6 protein-coding genes are annotated in these 4,820 nt (G+C 38.6%); 3 read left to right on the forward strand and 3 right to left on the reverse strand.

Features of this window, described 5'->3' with window-relative positions:
• Positions 1 to 312: 312 nt before the first annotated feature.
• Together CWATDRAFT_RS29770 and CWATDRAFT_RS29775 are read left to right on the forward strand one after the other, a co-directional pair.
• Positions 313 to 954, forward strand: coding sequence for a transposase (locus CWATDRAFT_RS29770; RefSeq protein WP_007303468.1), 642 nt, complete (start codon positions 313 to 315; stop codon positions 952 to 954).
• Between the two features lie 305 nt (positions 955 to 1,259).
• The gene (locus tag CWATDRAFT_RS29775; RefSeq protein WP_007308445.1) at positions 1,260 to 1,916 is read left to right on the forward strand and encodes a DUF3386 domain-containing protein; all 657 of its coding nucleotides are present in this window, start codon (positions 1,260 to 1,262) and stop codon (positions 1,914 to 1,916) included.
• A 78-nt stretch (positions 1,917 to 1,994) separates the two neighbouring features.
• Here CWATDRAFT_RS29775 and CWATDRAFT_RS29780 read toward each other — a convergent pair whose 3' ends face one another.
• The 3 genes from CWATDRAFT_RS29780 to CWATDRAFT_RS29790 all read right to left on the reverse strand — a co-directional run bounded on the left by CWATDRAFT_RS29780 (position 1,995) and on the right by CWATDRAFT_RS29790 (position 3,969).
• Positions 1,995 to 2,558 carry a glycosyltransferase gene (locus CWATDRAFT_RS29780; protein WP_157134207.1) on the reverse strand — a complete coding sequence of 188 codons (564 nt, stop codon included), beginning with the start codon at positions 2,556 to 2,558 and terminating at the stop codon, positions 1,995 to 1,997.
• Positions 2,559 to 2,681: 123 nt separating this feature from the next.
• A complete protein-coding gene (locus CWATDRAFT_RS29785) occupies positions 2,682 to 3,323 on the reverse strand; it encodes a transposase (protein WP_007303384.1) in 642 nt (213 codons plus the stop codon).
• A gap of 64 nt (positions 3,324 to 3,387) precedes the next feature.
• Positions 3,388 to 3,969, reverse strand: coding sequence for a helix-turn-helix domain-containing protein (locus tag CWATDRAFT_RS29790; protein ID WP_007308447.1), 582 nt, complete (start codon positions 3,967 to 3,969; stop codon positions 3,388 to 3,390).
• Between the two features lie 181 nt (positions 3,970 to 4,150).
• Between CWATDRAFT_RS29790 and CWATDRAFT_RS29795 the strand changes: the two genes are divergently transcribed.
• Positions 4,151 to 4,555, forward strand: coding sequence for a ParA family protein (locus CWATDRAFT_RS29795; protein WP_007308446.1), 405 nt, complete (start codon positions 4,151 to 4,153; stop codon positions 4,553 to 4,555).
• Positions 4,556 to 4,820 lie beyond the last annotated feature (265 nt).

Raw genomic sequence — 4,820 nt, forward strand, 5'->3', positions numbered from 1 at the left:
CTTTTGCGGATTTGCCAACTCAGGTTTGGTGGAGAAAATGTCCGAACAAGGCCGAACTAGGTTGCAAGTTAAGTCCCAGCGGCACAATCTTCGGGGAAAGGCAGATTACGTCCTTGAGAAGGAAACAGCAGGCTGAGCTGGAACTTCAATTGTCGATGAGCATAAAGAGATTGTCGAAGATTCCCCCGTAGTTGGGCTTTTTAAAAGAACGACCATACACACATCTCGTCGTACTGTTAAATGCCAAATTGAGATCCCTAAAATTTAAAAGCAATCAAATATATCTGTGAACTTCATCAAGAAGCTAAAACCTTGTTAGAACAAGGAATTCATTTAATTAGTACAGATGAAATGACAGGGATTCAAGCTCTTGAGAGATTATTTCCGAACAAAAGAATCAAGCCTAAACAAGTAGAAAAAATCGAATTTGAATATGAAAGACACGGAACTTTAAGCTTGATTGCGAACTGGGATGTGGCAAGAGGAAAAGTTGTTAGTCCCTCTATTGGACCGACAAGAACAGAACAAGATTTTTCTGAACATATCCAGAGAACGATTAAGATTGATGAAAAAGCAGAATGGATTTTTATTGTAGATAAACTCAACACTCATAAATCGGAAAGCTTAGTCAAATTAGTAGCAGAAAGCTGTGGAATTACTATTGATTTGGGGAGAAAAGGAAAGGAGGGGATTTTGCAATCTATGGACAGCAGAGCAGATTTTTTATCAGATGAATCTCATCGAATTCGCTTTGTTTATATTCCCAAACATACATCGTGGCTTAATCAAATTGAGTGTTGGTTTTCGATCTTAGTCAGGCGTTTACTCAAAAGAATTACTGTCCGTTCAACTGAAGAACTATCCCAAAAAATTCTCAATTTTATTGATTACTTTAATCAACATTTTGCTAAGCCGTTCGTTTGGAAATTTAAGGGCTTTAAAGATCATAAGTGACTGGTGGATTATTTTTGCTAAGCTGCACTAGACGGTTTAGCAAATAATTTTTCCCGTAGTACCACCAATAATGTTTCAGGTCAATATGTTTTAAATAACCAAGGAGAACTACAATTGAGGTATGACAATAGCCAGTGATTTAAAGAGTTTAAAAAAGTATTGTTTGTTCTGAGAATAGATTATTTTCATATTTTTAGAATTCTAAATCTTAGTTGATCGCTTAGGATAAGATCATTTATGATTGACAGTGAAATAGGATCTTCCTTTCAATTCAATATTCACCACAAAGACAGCAAAAATAGTTTATGAGTGTAACAACCCTTGAAGCTAGAGAATTGTTTCGTACTGCTTACGAAAACCGTTATACTTGGGACGAAAATTTTCCAGGTTACACAGCAGATGTCACCTTTAAAGATAACGATCGCACTTTTAACGGTCAAGTGCGGGTCAACCAAGATATGTCCACAGAAGTGTTTAATATAGAAGACGAACAAGCTGCAGCGCAGGTTAAATCTCAACTCTGGGAAACCTCTATTCATAGGGTTCGTCGTTCATTTGAACAAGTTCATGGCAAAAATATCTTCAGTTACGGGAACACAGATGAAAGCGGTGCTGTAGAAATCCTCATGGGAGGGAAAGCAGAAGGCGATCGCTATAAACTGCGTGATAATGAAGTTTGCCATGTCCACCGTCATATTCACGGGGTTGTGGTAAGTATTGATACCTTCAGCAGTCATAACACCGAGGAGGGTTATCTTTCCCATCGTTACGACTCCATTTATCGTGATCCCAAAACAGGGGACCTCAAAGCAGGGAAAACCGATTTTGAGGACAATTATGAACAAGTGGGTGGTTACTACATTTTAACCAGTCGTGTGATTACAGCAGAAGAAAACGGAGAAACAGTCACCAAGGACTTTGGTTTTTCTAACGTTAAGTTATTGCAACCTGCCATGGTTTAAGTCTCAGTTTAAGGCTTGGGTGTTGGAGGTTGGGAAGTTTCTCATCTTTGACACCCAACTAAAATGTAGACATCAAATTCATGTCATCATGGTGTCGAGATACTGCACCCATCGCTCACCTTGAGCTTGAAGTGTAAACTCAGTCTCAACAATTTGTCGCCCACAGTTCCCGTATTCTTGACGAGTTGCAGGTGATTGCCGGAAAAACTCGATTTCATTGATCAAAGCCTCTGAAGTCTGTTCGTCCACTAGACGAGCATTCTTCCGGTGTCGTGCAATTTCAGGGATACCACCTACCTCAAAAGCTACTATCGGAATGCTACAAGCAGACGCTTCACAAAAAGTTTGACCAAATGCTTCTTCAAGGGAAGTTCCCACGAATATATCAGCAGCACTATAAATCAAAGGCATTTTACGATAATCTCTCAATAAACCTGTACCGTAAACTGAAGGCAAATTCTCCGATTGAGAGCCAAAGACCAAAAATAGGGTATTGTCCTGAAGACGGTGAATAATTTCTTGAAAAATATGACCTCCTTTACGAAAATCTTTTACATTAGTACAACCGCTCAAAATCACAAAGGTATCTTCAGGAATCCCTAAAATTTTGCGAGCAAAAGATCGTTTAACGGGCTTAAACAAATCCGCATCTAAACCATAATAAATACAATCAATTTTTTTCACTCCAAGAAGGGCATTTTCTACTTCTTGCTTTAACCAATGACTATCAGTTACTAGTGCAGCTTAGCAAAAATAATCCACCAGTCACTTATGATCTTTAAAGCCCTTAAATTTCCAAACGAACGGCTTAGCAAAATGTTGATTAAAGTAATCAATAAAATTGAGAATTTTTTGGGATAGTTCTTCAGTTGAACGGACAGTAATTCTTTTGAGTAAACGCCTGACTAAGATCGAAAACCAACACTCAATTTGATTAAGCCACGATGTATGTTTGGGAATATAAACAAAGCGAATTCGATGAGATTCATCTGATAAAAAATCTGCTCTGCTGTCCATAGATTGCAAAATCCCCTCCTTTCCTTTTCTCCCCAAATCAATAGTAATTTCACAGCTTTCTGCTACTAATTTGACTAAGCTTTCCGATTTATGAGTGTTGAGTTGATCTACAATAAAAATCCATTCTGCTTTTTCATCAATCTTAATCGTTCTCTGGATATGTTCAGAAAAATCTTGTTCTGTTCTTGTCGGTCCAATAGAGGGACTAACAACTTTTCCTCTTGCCACATCCCAGTTCGCAATCAAGCTTAAAGTTCCGTGTCTTTCATATTCAAATTCGATTTTTTCTACTTGTTTAGGCTTGATTCTTTTGTTCGGAAATAATCTCTCAAGAGCTTGAATCCCTGTCATTTCATCTGTACTAATTAAATGAATTCCTTGTTCTAACAAAGTTTTAGCTTCTTGATGAAGTTCACAGATATATTTGACTTGCTTTTTAAATTTTAAGGGATCATCAACTTTGGCATTTAACCAGTAACGAACGAGATGTGGTTGTAATGTCGCTTCTTTTTAAAAAACGCCCCACACTACGGGGGGAAATCTTTTCGACAATTCCTCTTTTTATGGCTTCATCCGCCAACTCTGAAGGTGTCCAATGGCTCACTGGTCTGTCTGATTTTTCACATTCTTCACAAGCGATCGCTACAATCTGGACTACTTGTTCGACCGTAAAGGATTTTGTTGTTCCAGGTCTTGGGCGATCGCTTAAAATTCCTTTGATCAAGACCATTAATGCTTTCTCCGTTACCTGTTGTTCTTCGGCGGCACTCAGTTTTTCTCTCTCCTCAAACCATCGCGATCGCCACTGACGCACTTGTACTCGGTCTAATTCTAATCTTCGACTAATCGAACTATTGCTCTCTCCTGATGCTGCGGCTAAGATTAGCTTGGCTCGTCTAACAAGGCGATAGGGGTTTGTTGTCCCTCTCACTATTTGTTGGAGTACTGTTTTCTGTAGGTTGGAGAGGTTAATTGGCAATGCTTTTATCATGGACATCAACTTCGAGATTCTTCCGTTAGTTTCATTGAAACACATTGTCGTGGCTAGTCACGAAAGTTTCTGTAAAAATCTGGTGGATTACTTTCGCTAAACTGCATCAGGATCTTTGTGATCTACTGAATCTATGGAAAGCCAAGCGGCTTTTTTATCTGCACTAGTGGAACAATGATGATTTTTTTTAGTTCTATGTGTCTATAAATTTTCAAGAAAAACTGATATGTTTGCTAAGGTCATTTCTTTGTTTAATCAGGCTGGCGGGGTGGGCAAAACGACTCTCACCCAGAACCTCGGCTACCAACTAAAAGAAAAAAACTATAAAGTCTTACTCATTGATCTAGATCCCCAAGCCTCCTTAACCTGTTTTATGGGAATAGAACCTTATGATCTTGAAACAACGATCTACGATTCTCTAATTACATCCGGTTCATCAATACAACTTCCACTGATAAATTGCTATGGGGTTGATTTAGTTCCGTCCAATCTTAGGTTGGCTGCTTCAGAGCAAAAGCTCACTTTTGAACTACAACGAGAATTAAGATTGAAAGATGTCATTGAGCCTTATCTTGAGGATTATGATTATATCCTGATTGATTGTCCTCCGAGCTTGACAATGTTGCTTTAATCAGCTATTGGTTCCATTATGTCTAGTCCTATCAACTCATTAAACTACATGGGACGATTGCGTGATACACGTAAGTTAGCAAATGACCCATTAAATCTCGTTATCTACCAATCAGGTCTCCGACACGTCTACTCTCCAGATATTGATGCTTTGTACCCCTGAAGATTGTGACTAACGACTTGCCTCTAGAAACTTTTTTATTCTAAAGGTTGCCTTTGTACCCCCATTGTACTGCACAAATCCCGTTTGACCCCAACCCTAAATG

Source organism: Crocosphaera watsonii WH 8501, from assembly GCF_000167195.1.
Taxonomy (GTDB): domain Bacteria; phylum Cyanobacteriota; class Cyanobacteriia; order Cyanobacteriales; family Microcystaceae; genus Crocosphaera; species Crocosphaera watsonii.